Annotated in this window: 12 protein-coding genes; 1 reads left to right on the forward strand and 11 read right to left on the reverse strand. The window is 45.2% G+C overall.

Features of this window, described 5'->3' with window-relative positions; genetic code table 11:
* Window positions 1–2 precede the first annotated feature (2 nt).
* The 7 genes from AC07NA_RS04115 to AC07NA_RS04145 are packed head-to-tail and all read right to left on the reverse strand — an operon-like array spanning window position 3 to window position 4,428.
* Window positions 3–401: a holo-ACP synthase gene (locus AC07NA_RS04115; RefSeq protein WP_494895904.1), complete on the reverse strand. Its 399-nt coding sequence runs from the start codon at window positions 399–401 to the stop codon at window positions 3–5.
* Window positions 391–1,203, reverse strand: coding sequence for an enoyl-ACP reductase FabI (locus AC07NA_RS04120; protein WP_494895906.1), 813 nt, complete (start codon window positions 1,201–1,203; stop codon window positions 391–393). Before AC07NA_RS04120 ends, AC07NA_RS04115 begins: the two co-directional genes overlap by 11 nt.
* On the reverse strand, window positions 1,204–2,553 hold the full coding sequence (locus AC07NA_RS04125; protein ID WP_494895908.1) for a beta-ketoacyl-[acyl-carrier-protein] synthase family protein: 1,350 nt from the start codon (window positions 2,551–2,553) through the stop codon (window positions 1,204–1,206).
* A 4-nt stretch (window positions 2,554–2,557) separates the two neighbouring features.
* Window positions 2,558–2,818 carry an acyl carrier protein gene (locus tag AC07NA_RS04130; RefSeq protein ID WP_345209538.1) on the reverse strand — a complete coding sequence of 87 codons (261 nt, stop codon included), beginning with the start codon at window positions 2,816–2,818 and terminating at the stop codon, window positions 2,558–2,560.
* 11 nt (window positions 2,819–2,829) lie between these two features.
* Window positions 2,830–3,387, reverse strand: coding sequence for a hypothetical protein (locus AC07NA_RS04135; protein ID WP_494895910.1), 558 nt, complete (start codon window positions 3,385–3,387; stop codon window positions 2,830–2,832).
* Window positions 3,388–4,113 carry an SDR family oxidoreductase gene (locus AC07NA_RS04140; protein ID WP_494895911.1) on the reverse strand — a complete coding sequence of 242 codons (726 nt, stop codon included), beginning with the start codon at window positions 4,111–4,113 and terminating at the stop codon, window positions 3,388–3,390. It lies immediately after the preceding gene.
* A 54-nt stretch (window positions 4,114–4,167) separates the two neighbouring features.
* Complete coding sequence (locus AC07NA_RS04145) at window positions 4,168–4,428, reverse strand: hypothetical protein (RefSeq protein WP_494895912.1); 261 nt, start codon at window positions 4,426–4,428, stop codon at window positions 4,168–4,170.
* 228 nt (window positions 4,429–4,656) lie between these two features.
* On the opposite strand from AC07NA_RS04145, the gene AC07NA_RS04150 reads away from it, so the two are divergent.
* Window positions 4,657–6,735 (forward strand): CehA/McbA family metallohydrolase domain-containing protein, encoded by a 2,079-nt coding sequence (locus AC07NA_RS04150; protein WP_494895913.1) that lies wholly within the window; start codon window positions 4,657–4,659, stop codon window positions 6,733–6,735.
* 37 nt (window positions 6,736–6,772) lie between these two features.
* On the opposite strand, the gene AC07NA_RS04155 is transcribed toward AC07NA_RS04150, so the two are convergent.
* The 4 genes from AC07NA_RS04155 to AC07NA_RS04170 all read right to left on the reverse strand — a co-directional run bounded on the left by AC07NA_RS04155 (window position 6,773) and on the right by AC07NA_RS04170 (window position 18,125).
* Window positions 6,773–13,000 carry an alpha-2-macroglobulin family protein gene (locus tag AC07NA_RS04155; RefSeq protein WP_494895914.1) on the reverse strand — a complete coding sequence of 2,076 codons (6,228 nt, stop codon included), beginning with the start codon at window positions 12,998–13,000 and terminating at the stop codon, window positions 6,773–6,775.
* A gap of 109 nt (window positions 13,001–13,109) precedes the next feature.
* Entirely contained in the window at window positions 13,110–15,485 is a 2,376-nt protein-coding gene (locus tag AC07NA_RS04160; protein WP_494895916.1) for a GH92 family glycosyl hydrolase, read from the reverse strand.
* Between the two features lie 131 nt (window positions 15,486–15,616).
* Window positions 15,617–16,390 (reverse strand): SDR family NAD(P)-dependent oxidoreductase, encoded by a 774-nt coding sequence (locus tag AC07NA_RS04165; protein WP_494895917.1) that lies wholly within the window; start codon window positions 16,388–16,390, stop codon window positions 15,617–15,619.
* 19 nt (window positions 16,391–16,409) lie between these two features.
* Window positions 16,410–18,125, reverse strand: coding sequence for an IlvD/Edd family dehydratase (locus tag AC07NA_RS04170; RefSeq protein ID WP_494895918.1), 1,716 nt, complete (start codon window positions 18,123–18,125; stop codon window positions 16,410–16,412).
* Between the last annotated feature and the right edge of the window lie 375 nt (window positions 18,126–18,500).

Genomic DNA, 18,500 nt, shown 5'->3' on the forward strand with positions numbered 1-18,500 from the left:
GCTTATTTATCGGTGGCTATTAAGGCCACAGCCCATATATAATCGCCATCATGAGTAATGGAGAGGCTTACCTGCGGAGCATTATCACGATGGATAATTACTTCGGGCTTGCCACCCAACTTCCCGCGTATGATCTCAATTTTTTTCCAGCCGATGGGTGAATCGTCCAGTTGTTTCAGGGCTTTGTAAACGGCCTCTTTAGCGGCGAAGGTGGAGGCGTAATGGAGCAGGGCGTCATCGAAGCTATCGCAATAATTTACTTCAGGTAAAGTGTATACTTTATTCTTAAACACATCATTAAATGATTTTTGAAAGTCGGTTAGCAATACCACATCATTGCCAATGGCAAAGCTTTTATCGCCCACTAAATCTTCAACTATTTTTAACAATTTACTCTCCATCAACCCCAAGACCCATTATGTTAAAACCGCCATCAACAAAATGGATATTACCTGTTACTTTTTTCGACAGGCTTGAAAAATAATACAAAGCCGCGTCACCTACATCACCGGCATCAATATTGCCCAGCGGCGCGGTAAACTTGCCTATCTTACGCAGTTTGCGCACACCCAAAATACCGCCTGCGGAAGTAGTCATTACCAACCCGGCAGAAATAGCGTTTACCCGCACGTTCAAATCGCGAAAATAGCTGGCGAGGTACATCACCATATTTTCTAACGCCGCTTTGCAAATACCCATGCCCGCATAACCCGGAAATACCCGCTGCGAAGCATTGTAAGTAAGCGTTAATATCGACGCGTTTTTTGCCAGCAGTGGTTTCGCCACACGGCAGATCCTCAAAAAAGAGTAGGAACTGATATTAAAGGCATCCATCAAATCCTCAAACGGAATATCGATATACTCTGGTGCCGGCTCGTTACTGCCCGGCAAAGTGTAGCACATTACCTGCTGACTGCCGTAGGCCACGCCATGCAATATGTAATCAATAGGCCCTAAACTGTTGTATACATTTTGTAAAAAAGCGGTGATCTGCAATTCGTCGCGCACATCAACATGGGCCGAGTATTGCGGATCCATACCGTTCTTTTCCATCAGGTACAGCACTTCGTCCTTAGTATCGTCAACGTAATTTAAAGCCACCTTACAGCCCGACTGATGCAGCTTTACAGCAATATCATATCCTATAGAACTTTCGTTCCGCACACCAAAAACTACCGCTACTTTATCTTTATTATCAATCATTTATATATCCCTTGAAACTGATATGGCGCTGTTGGTACCGCCAAATCCGTAATTTAAACAGGCTACGCTGTTAATTTCCTTCGCAAAACTTTCCTGCGGTACCAAATGGCGGTATGCCGCCAATGGATTTTTCGGCCCGGTCCAACCTTCAGCTTTCTGGAAGATTTCCAACTCGGGATTAAGCGTAGATGAATTGAGGCATGGCAATACCTTTTGGTTCTCCAGCATCAGTAAAGCGGTAATAAACTCTACCGAACCGGCGCCGCCCAGCATGTGCCCAAACTGCGATTTTGGCGCCGAAATATGGTAACCGCTATCGCCCAATGCATCTACCACGCTTAGCAACTCAATAGCATCACCTGCCGGGGTTGAGGTGCCGTGCACTTTTACCACATCGGGCTTTACGCCTCGATCGTTCAGTAAACCTTTCCACATGCGCTGCTGGCCGGCGAATGACGGATAGAACATATCGCCGTCGCCATCAGAATTATTAAAGTATTCGTCGATAACACCTAAAATATTGGCGCCACGGGCTTTGGCCATTTCGTATTCTTCCAGCGCGACGATACCGGCACCAAACGAGCATACAAAACCGTTACGGTTCAGGTCGAACGGGCGGGAGCTTTCTTCGGGCGTAAAGCCTTTGCTCAACACCATCATGCCGTCGAAACCTACAAAGGTTTCCACCGAACTGCCTTCTACCCCACCTGCAATTACCCTGTCCTGCATGCCGAACTTGATCAACCTGTAGGCATAACCAATGTTACCCAAACCGGTAGCGCATGCCGAACCTATGGCCTCGCAAACACCCTTGGTTTTCAACAGGCATGATATATTGGCCGCGTCACGGTAAAACATGGTACGGTCAATAGTATGCGAACCCGCGATACGGGCTTTACGGCCCTCCTGAAAGAAATGGTGCCAGGCAATGCGCAGTATCAAATTACCCGCGCCGCCCGAACCTACCACTACCCCGGTTTGCTCCGATTCTATTTCACTTTTCGACCATCCGGCAATTTTGGTAGCATCCTGCGCGCCCAGCATGGCCCATATACTGCCCATATCGGCAGTGGCCAGGTTGGCATCGGGTATACGGCCCAGTTTATCAATATAAGTTTCGGGATAATCTTCGGCAATAGGCGCTATAACGGCTTCAAGCCCCATCTCCTCCTCGGTAATATAGCCCGATACGGTTGAACGTATCTGTTTGCCATATTGCGCTACCTTGTCCCACTGCCTGATCAGGCTCTTGTTAGCGAATAACTTCTCGCTAAAATCATTAAGCCCGGTACAGGTAGGGAAAGCCCCGCCCATGCCTACTACAGCCACTTTTCTGCCCGCTACCTGCATCGTATTATCCCCTTGCTTTTACCTTTAAAATCAAATCAACAATATCCTTTACGGTTGAGCCTAAATCGTCAATATCATCATCTTCAAACTCAATACCGAACTTGTGCTCGGCCTTTGCAGCAATATTGATGAGTTCGGTTGATGGTGTGTTAAGGTCGCCACGGAAATCTGTTTCTTCTGTTACGTTCTTCAATCTTTCAGGATCAATTGTTCTAACAGTTTTTAAGATCTCTACTAAACCATCAATAATTTCTTGTCTTTCCATATTGCTTTATGTTATTTTTCAAATAGTTCTTTTTTTATTGCCCTGCCGGTGATGTCAAACAGTTCGGCTACCAGCTTAAATTCGCTGCTGATATCGTAAGCGAGTAAACGCTCATCAGTAAAATCACTAAAATAGGCATTCAGATCAAGCCCCTTGGGCACTTTATAGATACGGCCGTCGCATACCATCTGCCTGAATTTATAAAACTTGATCTGTCCAATATTAATAAAGGTATCCCCTGTTTCCAAATAGTAATGGAAATAAACGGGCCCGGTGCTGATGAACGCGGGGATAAATTTATCGCGCATATCATCTGCCGTGTAACCATGTTTTTTTGATTCGAGGTAGGTTGCCAAAGATACTATAGTCGCCTGCGCGAAGGCCTCAATTTGATCTACCCCGCGAAAAACACCAAAGTGATCTTCCACATCGCGCGGTTTTGGCGTATAGCTTGCCACAATCCCCACCTTGGGCGAGTGGTAATGGTAGTTATCAACCAATCGTTTTGTTGGGCCGTGCAGCAGCATGGTTGCCGGGTCAATCCCTACAAGTATGTCGTTGTTTTCCATTTATATAAGCCCGCCGTTTATATGTATGTTGGTTCCGTTGATGTACGCCGCCTTGTCTGACAGCAGGAAGGCAATGGCATCGGCCACGTCATCAACCTTGCCAAAACGTTTAGCGGGTATCATGCTTAATATTTTCTCTTTTTCAACCTGCGGGATAGCATCCGTCATGTCGGTTTCTATAAAACCCGGCGATACGCTGAACACCCTAATACTATGGCCATCCTCGCTTAATACACCTGCCTCCTGCGCCAACGAGCGTGACAGGGCCACCAAACCCGCCTTTGTAGCCGCGTATACCGATTGAAAGGCATGGCCGCTCTCGCCCACTACCGAACTGATGTTGATGATCACCCCGGTTTTGTTTAAACCAAAGATCTTCATAGCGGTTTTATTGATGAGTATAGGAGCCTTAAGGTTTACGTTGAGCATGGCATCAATTTCGCGCTCGGGCTGAAAAAGCAGCGGTTTATCGTGCGTAAGCCCTGCATTGTTGATCACCGCGTATAACGAATCGCCGTGTTCTTTTTTCAGTTGTTTGCAAAAGGTGGTTAATTGCTCCCCGTCTGAAAGATCGGCGCAAAGTATATGGCTGCCCGGTTCAACATGGGTAAAGCTTTCGGGTTTTGAGGCATGCAATATCAAAGTGTACTCGGCCGATAGCTTTTTTGAGATGGCTAAACCCAATCCCCTGCTTGCTCCGGTTATCAGTACTTTCTTTTTCTCCATAGGTATAAGTAGTGGTGTATTATTCTTTGTTTTTACCGGCGGCAAATATGCAGGTTAATATAGTACTATTTTATTTTTTCTTGCTATTAACAGCGCTATGCCCAAAGTGAACAACAGGCTAACTACTGGCGCCCAAAATGTCCAGAACTGCATATTAAACACCGGGCTATTTAATAACAACACGGGTAAACAAAGCAGCAGGAAAGTTACGAATGCTCCCATGCCTATCAATCCCCATTTAAAATACGACCGGCCCATTTTTTTGCCGATAAAGCCGAATAAAGTAAATACGGCGGGGATGAAAATTAGAGCCATAGCCTGTGTTTTAAGAGTGATTGCCGGCGTATAAAAATATACTGTTGGGTATATATCATAAGCCTGTTCATAAGTTTAGTCAGCATAAACTTAATAAATCAATTGCGTGTTTCATAATTTTAATAGCTAACAGCATATATTTTAACTAATTAAAACTGCACGAAATTTATTTTTATAGCCTTGCAAAAACAATTTACTACTATATTTATGGCCTATCACACCTAACTCATGAGAAAAAACCTGATCCTGATCTTACTCCTTGCCCCTTTCATAGTAAAGGCGCAATCTGTTGTAGATCTTTCAAATTTCACGCGTAACGGCGAGGTAAAAGCCATTGCCAAAGGCAGCCAGTTAAGCATCAGCTGGCCATCGGGCAATAACGAACAAGGCTCGGTAACCTTTAACCTTAAAAACAAGCAGCCGCTGTTTAAAAGCATCGGCATACAAAAAGATAATGCCTACAAGGAGATAGCCACAGAGCTTGATCCGGGGTTTATTTTAACCGTTGGTAAGCGCGACCTGATATCGCAAAACGGCTGGAACATCTTTTTTGATAAGGTGCCTAAAAAGCCCCATCAGTCATACACCATCGACCTAAAAAAGCAGAATGCCAGCGTAGCCACCGATGGTTCACGCACCGTAGTAAAGGTACCGGGTTTATCGGCACCGGGCTTTAGCGGTTATTTAGAAGTTACCTTTTACAATGGTTCGCCGTTGTTTAACGTGGCTGCTGTAATGACCACCCAAAAAGATTCGACCGCTATTTTGTATGACGCGGCGCTCATCAGCAAAAAACCCGTGTGGAGCAGCATTAGCTGGGCTGATACACAAAGCAAGCTGCAAAGCCACACCGTGCAAGCCGCCGATAGCAGCCGTAACCTTGCCGTAAAGTACCGCGCCATTATTGGTGAAGGCGAACATGGCAGCCTCGCTGTTTTCCCGGCTCCACACCAATATTTTTACCCTCTGGATGAAGCCTTCAACCTGAAATTCACGTGGTTTGGCAATAACTACCGCGACCTGCTGAAAGGCTACGGAATAGGCATTCGCCAGGATCTGGAAGGTGACCGCCGTTTTGTGCCCTGGTTTAACTCGCCACCCAATACCCACCAGCGCCTCAACTTTTATTGCTTGCTTGACGATGGCGCGGCCGGTCCGCTGTTGGCTGAAGTAAAAAGATTTACGCATAACGATGTTTACAAGCCTGTATCGGGTTACAAAACCATGGCGAGCCATTTCCATAACGAGTTTATAATGCAGGTGGTAATGGCTAATAAACCTGTGCCCGATAGTCCCAATTTTGTAAAGGTGTTTAAAAACATGGGCGTAAATATTGTACACCTTGCCGAGTTTCATTACACCGCTCACCCAAAAGGACCGGACGAAAAACGCCTTGCCGAGCTAAGCGCGCTGTTTAAGCAGTGCAAAAGGCTATCGGATAAAACCTTCCTGCTGTTACCGGGCGAAGAACCTAACGAGTTTTTTGGCGGTCACTGGCTGGATTTCTTTCCGAAGCCGGTGTACTGGATCATGTCGCGCAAGGCCGATCAGCCTTTTGTTACCGAAGACCCGCAACACGGCAAGGTTTACCATATTGGCGATAAGCAGGATATGCTGAAATTACTGGAAGCCGAAAAAGGCCTGGCCTGGACAGCACATGCGCGTACTAAAGGTTCTACCGGTTTCCCGGACGCTTACAAGAACGAACCTTTCTACCTGTCGGACCGCTTTATGGGAGCCGCCTGGAAACACATCCCGGCCGATCTTTCGTTGCCGAGGATGGGCAAACGTGCTTTAGACCTGCTGGACGATATGAATAACTGGGGACTTAAGAAACACATGATTGGCGAAGCCGACCTGTTTACTATTGAGCCCGAGAATGAAATGTATGCCCACATGAACGTGAACTACCTGCAACTGGCCGACCTACCCGATTACGATGACGGCTGGCAGCCTGTAGTGAACGCCATGCAGCAGGGCAAGTTCTTCACCACTACGGGCGAAGTATTGTTTCCGTCTTTTACCATTAACGATAAAGGCGCGGGCGAAACAGCACAACTGGATAAAAGAGGGAACGCCATTATATCACTATCAGTAAACTGGACATTCCCGCTTAATTTTATTGAGATCATCTCCGGCGATGGTAAAGAAACCTATCGCCAAAAGATTGACATGAACAACACCAAAGCCTTTGGCACCCGCGATTTTACATTTACCACCAACCTCAAAGGCCGCAAATGGGCACGTATTGAGGCCTGGGATGTAGCGGCTAATGGCGCTTATACGCAAACGGTTTATTTGAAGTAGTATTAGTAATAAACTGTCAAATCATCGGCGGTTACATTTATTTCTGCTCGGCTTGCGCTGTTGTAGTTACCTGCATTGCGCTGCTGTAAGCCGCAATTGATGGTTGATACATACACTGCAACGAAACCGGACCTGCGGTGAATTGCCCTTCATGTGCTACTACCAGATCATACGTTATGGTAGAAATACCTCTTGGAATGGCCTCTGTGAAAAATTGCATCCCCGCGTCTCTCACTGATTGGTAGTAGCTTAAACCATCGCCGTACTCGTAGCCACTCTGCAATTGATTTGGCTCAAACGCCGCCGAACGGGGGTCGTTTATATATACGAATTTTAAACGTTTACCTGCATTAATACTCAGCTTAACGGTTACCTTATCTCCGGTTTTTAAAACAGTATTAGGTTGTAGCAATATTTGCTTTCCGCTCTTATCACGTATGTAAAGCTGCCTGCTTATTTTCACCACTTTGTTAAGCGTGTCAGCTCCTGATGGTTCGGCAAAGTAATACCATGTTACCGCGCCGCGCGTGTTTTGATTGTTATCTGTAAAAGCAATATCAGATGGCAAATCGCCTGTACGTGTAAAAGCTGATGGTACACCGTCAAGCAATCCATCAGAAACCGTTACCTGCTTACCCGCTATTGCAGCCGATATGGTTTTTGTTTTGCCCAATACCTCGCCTTGTTGTTTTTGCAGCATAGCAATAGCCGCGGCAGTTCCTTTAGTGGTGCTCCACCGTTCCTCAGTTTTAGCGGTAAGCAGCCATTTGATGATACCAGCGTCAATTTTTTCGTTTTTACCAGCTAAGCCAAACGCTTCAGACAGCATGGCTACTGTTTCTTCTGCCGAGTTATTCAGTTCATCAGCATCGGCCAAAGCCTTCCAGCGCGTTCCGTTCTCGTTATCAACAATGGCCTGTTGCCTTATTGATTCGAGCTGGCCAAGGGCTTTTTTATGCAGTACGGTACCCGCACGGGTATACCTCAGGGTATTAATGATCAGCAACGACAGGCGTTCCAGATCGGTTTGATCAACGCCCCTCCATTCAGAAGTTAGTACTTCGTTCAGCCTGTCGGCAAATAGCACTGTTTGGGCTGATGTTCGCCAATAACCTAAGGCATACAAAAGGTATAATTTATCTTCGCCTTTAAATGGATCATTTGCCTGGGTAAAACGCTGCTGTACATAATCAGTAAGCCGTTTAAGCCATGCCTCATAAGCATTAATCTCACCTGCTTTATAATACCAAACTCTTTGTTTCATTTGCCCCACCCCTGCCAGAACGTAAGCTGAGATATAATCACTGCTCTTACCTCCATCAAACCAGGCGAGGCCACCATCAGCCTGTTGTAGTTTATATAAACGTTCCTGGTGCAGTTTTATACCGGCATTGGTTTTTAAGGTATCAAATAGCAAGAGCAATTGCTTTTGCTGCTTGGCCGTTTGGTTTGCAGCGCCCAGCCATGGCATGGTTTCATCGGCAAGTTCATCTGGCAATATAGCGGTTGCAGTATCGGTTTTTGCAGTCGACGCCGCTCTGCTGTAAGCCGCTTGCAGCGCGGTATCAGTACGCATTAAACTTACCGCAGTGACTTGCGCGCGCAGCTTATTAAAGGTTTGTTCGGCACAGTTATAGGAGTAGTTGGCCAGCCAAGGCAACGCGTTAATTAAAGTAGCCTGCGGCTTTTGCCCAATAGACAGGCCTATCCCAAACAGCGAAGCATTTACCGGCAGTTTTAAAGATGATATGTTTAACTGTGTTTTATTATTAAAATTAAGGGGCAGGCTTTGCCTGATAAATAACCGTGATGATGATACCGGAATAATATGCTCTTCGGCATCGGCCGCGCCTTTTGTTGCCGCGCTTATCACTATTTTAAGCGGATTGGTTTGCGATGCAGGCACGTTCAGCATAAAAGCCCATGAACCACTGCTTTTTTTACCAACGTTAAAGGCTTTATCATTTTCAGCGATCAGTTTGGCAGTAATATCTTCGCCGGTAACGGCATCTTCAATTTTGCAGGTTACCGTTCCGTTAATAGCCGTGGTATCGAGGTTGCTTACCCTGCTTTGCAGTTTTATCTTATCGCCCTGGTATAGCAAGCGGGGTATGTTGGGCTGCACCATCAGGTTTAATTGTGTTTGCAGTTTACGTTCGGCATAAGTGAATTTTGCATTACGGGTATGCGCCAGTATTTTCCAGTTCCACTCGGTGGCACTTTCGGGCATGGTAAAGCTAAAGGTGTAATAACCCTTAGCATCGGCATGCACCTGCGGAAAAAAGAACGCGGTTTCATTGAAATTCTTACGCACCTTTACTACGGGCGGCTCAGGTTGTGGCAAAACAATACGGCCTTTTGTACTTATCACCAATACCCCTTGCGCCGCGCGTGCGCCATATAATGCCGAAGCATCGGCCCCTTTAAGTATAATCGCCTCGGTTATTTTCGAAGCGTCAATATCTTTCAAATCGGTTTCAACCACCACGCCATCAACTATGGTAAGTATCTTACCCATTCCGGCTAAGGAGTTCGTACCTCGTATCCTGATTGCACTTGTAGAAGCCCCCAGTGAATAACTTTTTTGATAAGCAACTACTACCACCTCATTTAACCCCGATGCATTAGACACACTTAAACCGGATACCTTGCCTTGCAAATAAGTAGTTACATCTGTCTTAAAATGGACATCATCTTCATTATTAAATGGTATACGGCTACCCACATCACCGGCTGCAACATTACTTGTCAAAGTACGTTCCCAGTTATTATTCAGGTATAATTGCTCCTTTTCCAGGTTGGGTTTTAACCATTGATGCTGGTTCAATTTATCGAGCGTTGCATCATAAAGCGTTGTAAGTATTTCGGCTGCTACATTCTCGCTTTTAGTTTTAACCGAAAGTGTAATGCTTTCTTTCGCGCCAGGCACCATCACTTTACGATATTTTTCTACAATAATTTCGGGCTCAATCTCCCTGGGTTCCCATAAATACGCTGTTTGCTGAATAGTATATAAATAGTTATCTTTTACATATGCCCTGGCCAACAGCACCTTCCCGGTAGCAGCATCGGCGGGTATGCGGAAACGAAATATCCTTATTCCCTTCTCTTCGGTAATATGCTGATATATAGTGCGTATTTGAGGGATCTTTTTCTTTAGCGCAATATATTGCACCTGGTAAACAGAATACGTTTTACTATCGGCGGCGGTATGCCAGGTAAGCACATCACCCGGTTTTACACTGTTTACCGGCAAAAAATTAAACTCATCAGCATCACCGGCGTATTCTTTTGATCGGCTATTGAATAAACTAAAACCGTATTCCGATTTTCCGCTCAGCTCCCCGCCATCGTTACAGGTAGCAATAAGTTGATATTTGCCCGCGCTAAGCTTACCGGCGGGCAACCGTAGTATATTATCGGCAGCTGTGTTAATGGTGGTTTGCCATACCAATACCGTATCCTTTGGCGCATCTTTCAACTCAATACGCGGGAACCACTTTTGCCAATCTGCCTGTGGGTACAACCATTGATCTACAGTGGTATAATTGTAAACAGCGCCTTTTGAAGATGATAGCTTATATAGTTTTACCTCAACTTTACGATCAACATTACCTTCAAAATTAGCAGTTGCAGTTACATTGAGGCCGGGCATTTTTACAATATCATACAATTTTTCGAGCTTGATATTGATACTTACAGGCAAAACAGGCACCGAAATACTCTCAGATAATTCTATGGTTTCATCTGTAGCATCAGTTGCTGTGGCTTCAATGTTGTATGAAATGTCTGAAGGGCGTTCCGCGAATAGGTATTGCTTTAATAAAGAATCCTTAATGGTTATCGATATATCACCATTTGCATCTGTAATGCCGGTGCTATCGATCAACTTATAGTCGTACGGCAATTGGGCTCTCTTTTTGCTCAGCCTTTCTACCACCATCGAGCCGTAATAGCGTGTGATTTTATACTTTACAGGCAAGTTATTCATATTGGCACCGCTAAACGGGTGTGCCTTTATCTTAATATTAAATGGCTCGCCCATTTTCACCATTTTACGAGGCTTCTCTAAAACCAGCTCAAAGGTTGGCCTCTTATACTCTTCTACTTTAAATTCACCCCTGTTTTGGTAATCCGTATGCAAGTCCCCCACGTTTATCTCCCAATCGCCGGTGGCGGCGGTTTTGGGTATGGTAAATGTGCCCGCGAAACTGCCGAATTCATTTATGGCGATGGCCGCCGAGTCGACTATTTTACTAAAGGGATTTTCGAGCATTACCTTTTCGCCTATATCCTTTATCCACTTATCAAAGTTCTTTTTAGCGTAACCTGGTTTCAGGTTATCGCGGCTAAGCAGCATAGGTTGGCCTGTTTCAGGATTTTTGGTAATAAACAGGGCTTTGTAATGCACCTGCTGCCCCGGGCGGTAAATACTTCTATCGGTAAACAGGTGTACTTTAATATTATCTTCGTAATACTCGGCTAAACCACTATCCTCGTCTTGCTCATTATCGTCTTCATCCTTTTCATAAATATCATCCGGCTCATCGTTTTCACGTGCACTGTATTGATATTCAGTAGTATCCTTATCATTGCTGATCAATAGTTTTTTAGCCCTATTTTCATAAGGAATAATCACTGATCCATCCGCTACCACGGTTTTGTTGCCCAGCAATGAATAAGTATCTGTATAAACATCAGAAGAATATATTTTAACATCCGCGCCCGGTATAGGTACGCCGGTTTCGCGGTTTACTACATATACCCTGTTATCATCATTAAAAGCGGAAATATTGGATATTTCAATTTCAATATGATAAACATATCGCTTATCAGGTCTGAGCTTACTATCACTAAATAATAATAAATAATGCCCCAACTCCAAACCCGGTAATTTCAAAAACGCGCTGTGCGTATTATGATCATCTATTTCGGGTAATGCTACGCTATCTTCAAAAGCAGGCTTTATTTTAAAAAAACGTTCGGGTACGCTTGATTTATATTCTTTAGGTAAAGCACCAATACCTGTTTTTATCAACCTGTAATATAAATGCCCTGTATTTTTATATTTTACATGTGCAACAAAATCTTTGCCTGGCAGTACGTTTGTACGCGTATCAATATTAATATCAGGCGCTAAAATTTGCTGTTTCATTATGTACAGCACTTTATAAAACGGCCGATAATTTGACAAAAGCGCTTCATTATCATTATACAGCTTCAAAGCCTGTTGTAAACTGTTTTTATATTTAGTATTGAATTTAGCGTACCAGGAGTTTCCGGCTCTCCAGCTATAAGATTCATCGTCATTAGAATAGTATTGCTTACCATCCTTATTCCATAATAAACAAAGCTGATATATACCATGTGCCTTAACAGCCGAATACGGCGACTTCAAGCACTCGTTAAGATATCTGGTATAGTGTAACGTGTTTAGCGAATCCTGATCGGTTTTCATCCAGACGTACTTACGCGCCAACGATTCAATAAAGCTTACCTTTTGCTCATCACCTTTGTTGGCCTGCATCCATTGCTGATAACCCGCAAGTACCGGTAGCTTGTTTTTTGCATAGGTCGCAACGCTATCTAAACGTGCACGAAAAGCCGGCGATGGCAACTTGATCCAAAGCTCATCATTAGTATAATTATTTTTAGATGCCATTGCCACCTGTTCGGCATAAATAATATCCTTAAAACCGGCTCCGTCAAATAAAAACACATCCGGGGTTGATGATAGCCATAACAGATCGGCAATTGGGCCTTTGAACGGATTGATCTTTGCGGCGGTTGCTATGTGGCTATAAGCCATGCTATCCAACCGGGCATTACTTAAGGCCGCATAGTTATTTGGTAATTTGGGCGTTTGATAGGTTTCTCTTTTAAACCGCAGATATTTATTGCCAAAACCTGCCAAACGTTGCGCCTGCAATAGGTGTAACATCGTTTTTAATTTTAACGATGCCGACTTACTGTTGAGTATGGTATCAATAAAAGCGCTATTCCTGAAATACAGACTATCTTCGGTAATTTGATCGCTAATTTTGAGGAGGCTGTACAGGCAGCGGGCATGTGTAATATCGTCGTTAGTCTTTATTGCTTTTTGCTGCATGGATAACAACTTTTGCCGGGTATCCTGCAAGTTATTTTTCCACTTGATATCTGATTCGATATTCGGCCAAACATCAGCGCCTGTAGGTATTTGCGCAAAGGCATTGCCCAAAAGAATTATTAACAATACCGGGGTGATAAGCAGGTTTTTAAGCATACAATTTAAATGGTGCCTAAATATAATAAACAAGCTTAATACACATCAAAATAAAACCCGTAATGTATTTACACTACGGGTTTTATTTTTCAACCACTATCAATTACTGCTATTGTGCCGATGGCGGCGGCGTTTTACTGCCCCAGCCGGTGTTGGGTTTATCGCCCATTACAAAGCTAAGTTTGCCGCCCTGCATCAGTTCGTCGCGGTATAGCCAACAGTTGCTTAATGCTTTGCCATTAAATTCGGCCGATTGTATGTAGACGTTTTTTGCCGAATTATTTTTTGTTTCGATGGTGAGATTTTTGCCGTTGCCCAGTTGAATGTCGGCCATGTCAAATGCAGGACTGCCTATCTCGATGATCGGCCGGAGATCTGTAAAGCCCTTTACATCGAACAGCCCCAGCGATGAGATCACGTACCACGAGCCTAATTGCCCCTGATCTTCGTCCTGCCCGTAGCCGTAACCGTGGATACTTTCGATACCATAAAATTCATCGCATATAGCGCGTGTCCATTTTTGGGTAAGCCAGGGTTTGCCCGAAAAGTTGAACAGCCAGCTGATATGCAGATTGGGTTGATTACCGTGGTTGTAGATGGATTTAATACCTGCGAAAGCGTCAATCTCCTTGCCGCCGCCAAAACTGTTCTTTTGCGCTAAGGTGAAGATGCTATCCAAACGATTGTTAAAGGCATCTTTACCTATGGCGCTGACCAAAGCATCCGGGTTTTGCGGCACATAAAAGGTATACTGTATAGCGTTACCCTCCTGAAAACCACGCCATGGCTGGTATGGGTCGAACTGATCTATAAAGCTGCCATTGGCCAATTTAGGGCGTATCAGTTTTTGCTGCGGATCGTACAGCAGTTTCCAGCCGTTAGAGTATTTTATGAGCGATTGATAATCCTGCTCCTTGCCCATAGCCTTTGCCATTTGGGCCGCCGCGAAGGTGCTGAAACTATACTCCAGCGTATGCGATGCCGCGAAATGCGACGAAGTGCTATCCGTTTTATCCTCTTCGGTATAGGGCACATAGCCTTTATCAACAAATACCTTCACATCCATTTTACCCGAACCTACTTTGCGGTTTTGCCAGTTCAATTCGTTCTCCTTAATGGCTTTGTAGGCCAAAACCGTATCATAATCGCGGATGCCGGATTGATAGGCGCCTGCAATGGCCAGTCCGACAAAATTGGTACCCACACCCGATACGAAGTTGCTGTTAGCAATGCCATCGCCGAACCAGCCACGGTCTTTATAAATTTCCAGCTCGGTATGTACATAATCGTTATAATGCTCGGGATATGATAGTGCCCACAACTGGGTAAGATTCCAGAACGCGCCCCATATAGCATCGGTATTGTAAAAGTTATAGCTGAACTTGCCCGATTTATCTTTAGGCAGCTGCCCTATCGCTCCGCCATGTTTGGGGAAGGCGCCGTTCACATCATTAGCTACGCCCCTGCCCAGCAAGGCATGGTAAAGCCCTGTGTAAAACTTGATCTTCTTTTTTTCGTCCGTGCTTTGCACGTAGATCTTGCCCAATTCCTGCTGCCAGATTTCCTGCGCCTGTAACTTGGCCTTTTCAAAGGTTAGGCCTTGTACTTCTGCTTCGTAATTGGCTTTGGCATTTTGGGTAGATGTGTAGGATAGGCCAACTTTCAACTCTATCGCTTCCTTATCCTGTGTTTTGTATTCGAGGGTTAAACCTGCGCCTTTGCCTTTAACGGTATTGTTATGCAGTTGAATACTGCCGGTAGTAAAAGTATTTACATCATCGGGCTTACGACTTACCTCGCCCCAAAAATACATGGATACATGGCCATCGGCATCATAAGTGTGTACGTACTTTGGATAGGTGGTTACAAAGCCTTCGAAATGAGTATCATCTATCATGCGTACTGCGGCATCGGTCACTTCATCACTTTCGCCCTGCTTGTTGCCAATATCCAGTATAATGCGCGATTGATCGCTCTTAGGAAAAGTGTACCGGTGAAAGCCCACATGTTTGGTAGCTGTAAGCTCGGCGGTAACTTTATAATCGTCAAGTAATACTTTGTAGTAACCGGGTTGGGCTATTTCATTTTTACGGTCGAAATGTGAACGATAGCCGTTGCCCGCCTTATCCAGCTCACCGGGAATGGTTTTCAGCGCGCCTGTTGCCGGCATTACGCTTACACCGCCTACCTGCCATTCGTGAAAATGGACAAAGCCCTCGATAGAATTATGCCGGGTATCATACCCTACAGCTTCCCATCCCGAGGGGTTACCATAATGCCCGTTGGTTGACGGTGCCAGTTTGGCCATGCCATAAGGTACAGCGGCCGGGGTATAAAAAAACCACCTGCTATGGGCGGTACCAATGTTAGGGTCAACATATTTTAATACATTCTCGCGCTTTACCGCGCATGAGGCCAGCAACAATGCCGACATAGCAATAAACGATTTAGCACCAAGGACAGAAGATATGAACTTATTGGACATGAAAAATAGGTTTGATGAATAATTGGTTTATAATGTACAAACATAGTAATATATTTTACACTTGCAAATCAATTATTTCTAACACAAACCGTATAATAAACAATTATATGTATGCACAAATAAGATCAACCTTATTTATCATTCGGAGCAGGGCTGATGGATGTCCACCCACCATCAACCACCAGGCTTTGGCCGGTGATGTGCCTTGATGCGGGCAGCAAAAAGAAGAGTACGGCATTGGCGATATCCTGCACGGTTGCAGGTCGGCCAAGCGGTGTTAATGACGACCATGTATCGGCATATCCCGCGAAACTCAGCGTGCGTTCGGTTAAAGTAGCGCCGGGGGCTACCGCGTTAACAGAGATATTGTAGGGAGATAATTCGATTACGAGATTTTTGGCCAGCATTTCTAACCCGGCCTTGGTTACCCCATAAGCACCCAAGTTTTTGTGTGCCTGGTGCCCTGTAACGCTGCTGATAAACACAATGCTACCGCCGCTTTTTTGCGCGATGATCTGCTTGGCTACGGCCTGCGCAAGGTAAAAACTACCGCCCAAATTAAGTTTCATCACCCGGTCGAAATCTTCTTCAGGATATTCCAAAAAATCACCATACAGCGATAAACCCGCGTTGGCCACAGCCAAAGTAACCTTACCAAATTGCTTAACGCCTTCGGCAACCATACTGCGGATGAAAGCAATATCGGAGGCATCGCCCGGCATGGAGTAAGCCAAGCCACCTTCGCTGGTGATAGAAGATACCGCTTTATCACTTAGTTCAGGGTCGGCATCGTTCAATACTACTTTAGCGCCCTGCAATGCCAGTTGCCGGGCTATTTCAAAACCTATACCCTGCCCCGCCCCTGTCACTATCGCAACCTGACCTGTAAATGGACCGTTCGCCATAAATTATATGATACTTTGATTAATGTGAATCTTTACTTACCACGCTGCCCGATGAACCTTTCAGAAAACCCAGATCGGCACCTAAGTGCGCCTGCTCTACCGTGTTTTGATACAGGCCAACATAACCCCTATCAGCTATGGCTACAAACGGAGGCAGTTTGCTTTTACGAACGGCAATTTCTTCATCAGATACCTCTAAATGCAATATCTTATTGAACACATCCAGCTTTATGATATCGCCGTTTTGTACAATGGCGAAAGTACCGCCAATAGCCGATTCCGGCGATACATGCAGCACTACCGTACCAAAACCGGTTCCGCTCATGCGGCCATCGGAGATGCGCACCATATCGGTAACGCCTTTTTCGAGCAGCTTGGTGGGCAGGCCCATATTACCCACCTCGGGCATGCCGGGATAACCTTTGGGGCCAACCTGTTTTAGTACGAGTATGCTATTCTCGTCAACATCCAGATCGGGGTCGTCAATACGGGCCTTGTAATCGTCAATATCTTCAAATACTACCGCCTTGCCGGTATGCTGCAACAGGTGGTCGCTGGCGGCTGATGGTTTGATCACCGCGCCATCTACACATAAATTGCCCTTTAAAACTACCACGCCCGAAATAGGATTTACCGGATTATCTATCGAAGCAATCACTTCGGGATTATAACATTCAGCTCTCGAATAATTTTCCTGTATGGTTTTGCCATTGGCGGTAATGCAATCGTTATGCAAAAACCCGCTTATTTCTTTATGTACCACAGGCAAGCCGCCCGCGTAATACATATCTTCCATAAAGTATTTGCCCGATGGTTCGAGGTTAACAAGCAGTGGCACATCCTTGCCAATATCATTAAACTCATCCAGCGAAAGCGGTACGCCAATACGGCCTGCAATGGCCAACAGATGGATCACAAAATTAGTTGAGCCGCCAATGGCAGCATTGGTGATAATAGCATTTTCAAAAGCCTGCCGAGTAAGAATATCCGATAGCTTTAAGTTCTCTTTTACCATCTCCACAATACGCACACCCGACAGATGCGCCAAAACCTTACGTGCCGAATCGGCCGCGGGAATGGCCGCGTTGCCCGGCAACGATACCCCAAGCGACTCTACCATGCAAGCCATGGTGGATGCCGTGCCCATTACCGCGCAATGCCCATTGCTGCGGCACATGCCTGCCTCAATGGCAAACATTTCCCGTTGCGAAATATCACCGGTACGCTGTTCTTCGCTGAAGCGCCAGAGGTCTGACGTGCCGATACTTTTGCCGCGATATTTACCCGTTAGCATCGGGCCACCGCTTACTACTATAGTAGGCAGGTTTACGCTGGCCGCGCCCATTAATAACGATGGCGTGGTTTTATCGCAACCGCAAAGCAGCACCACCCCATCCAGCGGATTAGCACGGATACTCTCCTCCACATCCATACTTGCCAAATTGCGGTAAAGCATGGCGGTAGGTTTCATCAATGATTCACCGAGCGACATCACCGGGAACTCTACCGGGAAACCGCCCGCTTCCAGTATGCCGTTCTTTACACTTTGCGCCAGTTCGCGAAAGTGCGAATTGCAGGGTGTAAGTTCGCTCCAGGTATTGCAAATGCCTATTACCGGTTTACCGCTAAAAAAATTGGATGGAATGCCCTGTTTTTGGATCCATGAGCGGTAAATGAAACCATCTTTACCGGTACGGCCAAACCAATCGGCACTGCGCAGCTCGTTATTGTCCATGTAGTAGCTTTATAATTTTTTTAGGACCTAAAATTAGTTAATGCAAGTTATGGCATATTATTAAATAATACCCATTGCTAAAAAATTGTTTATGCAAAAAGTGGAAAGCGTGAAATTAAAGGCTGATGGTGTTAAAGGACTGGCTTGAAAAGAATATAAAAGTCATGCTGAATTTATTTCAGCATCTCATGAGCCGGATAAACACTTTGCTTATTTGAGACTTTTCCGGTGGGATGCTGAAATAAATTCAGCATGGCATCTTTTTTAAAAGTACTTGCAAATGGGGCATCCTGAGCTTGTCGAAGGATCGTGCGCAGAGGCCATCACCCACTCATGCTTCGACAAACTCAAGGTGACAAGCCGGGCTTTTAAATA

The sequence above is a fragment of the Mucilaginibacter sp. GW821-FHT07G05 genome, assembly GCF_059418565.1.